Source organism: Caballeronia arvi (assembly GCF_001544695.2).
GTDB lineage: Bacteria > Pseudomonadota > Gammaproteobacteria > Burkholderiales > Burkholderiaceae > Caballeronia > Caballeronia arvi.
In genome coordinates this window covers 1-1,328 of the sequence record NZ_FCOM02000237.1, presented here as the reverse complement: position 1 = coordinate 1,328, position 1,328 = coordinate 1, and the positions used below count along the sequence as shown (strand labels likewise).

Here is a 1,328-nt window from a genome sequence, read left to right as displayed (position 1 = left end):
GCCGCGTCGGGCTTCATCGAGCCGGTCATGCTCTGCAGTCACTTGACACCTCCTCGCAGCGCGGAACGCCCGGCTGTATCAGCCGGGGCCCAGGATCGATGCCCTTCAGCGACTCTTATGCCCGCTCAATGATGCGCGCCGCCGCCTGCATCGTCGAGTTGCCGAAGCACGGCGTCGAGGTTGAACGATGCAGGTTTCTGACGCGGCGGAAACGCCTTGAAGCCCTCGAGCTGCGATGCCACGACCGCCTGCATCGCGTAGATCAGGTAGGCGTGGGAAATCATCCAGTCGTAGTAGGTGTTCGAGCTCTCGTCCGCACGCTCGAACGGATCGCGCCGAAGATTGAACATCTTCGGAATCCGCAGCCGGACGAACGGCTCAGCCCAGCACGCCAACTGCTTGGCGCGCTGCTCCAGCAATACCATTTTCCAGTCACGCACGCGGATGGCCATGACATCGCCGTCGTCGCTGATATAGAAGAACGAATCGCGCGGGCTGTCCTTCACTTCTCCCATCAGATAGGGAAGCATGTTGAAGCCGTCCAGATGAACCTTGTAGGTTTTATCGCCGGCTTTATGTCCCTTGAGCAACTTTTCTTTGACGTCCGGCTCGCCCGCCGCGGCGAGCAAGGTCGTCATCCAGTCCTGATGCGTGACGATGCCGTTGAGAACCGTGCCCGCGGGAAATTTCCCCGGCCAGCGAACGAATGCGGGCACGCGCCAGCCGCCTTCCCAATTCGTATTCTTCTCGGAACGGAATGGCGTGATGCCCGCGTCCGGCCAGCTATTGAAGTGCGGGCCGTTATCCGTCGAGTACATGACGAGGGTATCGTCGGCGATGCCCAGTTCATCGAGCTTCGCCAGCATCTTGCCGATGTTCTCGTCGTGCGCCACCATGACGTCGTTATAGTCGCCCTGTCCGCTCTTGCCCTTGTGCTTCTCCGCGCAGTGCGTGCGGAAGTGCATGGCCGTCGTGTTGTACCAGACGAAGAACGGCTTGCTCTCCTTGTGCGCCTTGTCGATGAATGCGCACGCGAGCGTCGTCGTTTCATCGTCGATCGTTTCCATGCGCTTTCTGGTCAGCGCGCCGGTGTCCTCGATGCTCTGACCGCCCTTGCCATCGGAGCGACAGTGCAGCACGCCTCTCGGACCGAAGCGCTTCCTGAACGCAGGGTCCTTCGGATAATCGGAGTCCTCGGGCTCCTCTTCCGCATTCAGGTGATAGAGATTGCCGAAGAACTCGTCGAAGCCATGCATGGTCGGCAGGAATTCATCCTTGTCGCCCAGATGATTCTTGCCGAACTGCCCGGTGGCATAACCCAGCGGCTT

General features: G+C 60.2%; 1 protein-coding gene. It reads right to left on the bottom strand.

Annotated features, from left to right (window positions below; all coding sequences use genetic code 11):
* Positions 1 to 125 precede the first annotated feature (125 nt).
* On the bottom strand, positions 126 to 1,328 hold a 1,203-nt coding region (locus AWB74_RS44590; RefSeq protein WP_061152807.1), incomplete at its 5' end, for a sulfatase-like hydrolase/transferase.